At 54.6% G+C, this 229-nt stretch carries 1 protein-coding gene; it reads right to left on the bottom strand.

Features of this window, described 5'->3' with window-relative positions; all coding sequences use genetic code 11:
* Positions 1-6 precede the first annotated feature (6 nt).
* On the bottom strand, positions 7-229 hold a 223-nt coding region (locus tag AC1RPU_RS08570), incomplete at its 5' end, for a hypothetical protein (RefSeq protein ID WP_481769746.1).

Below are 229 nucleotides of genomic sequence, written 5' to 3'. Positions count from 1 at the left end.
CACAGTTTAAATCTCATCACTGAATTCGATGTCCTCATCACCCTCACCTGAACCCAGCTCGACAGCAGCCAGCGTGATTTGCGTGTTCCAGTATCCGTTACGGACCGGAGTTGCGTACAATGCGTAGAGGCGATCTTCCGACTCCCCATCCTCCGAATCTGTTTCGGGCCCAGTGACGGTCAGGGTCCAAGCATCATCGTCTCCGACGCGCTCTGCCAATAGTTGTTGG

The sequence above is a fragment of the Dellaglioa sp. CoH-55-MRSF-7 genome (genome assembly GCF_056782235.1).
This window is presented reverse-complemented; position numbering and strand designations above follow the sequence as displayed.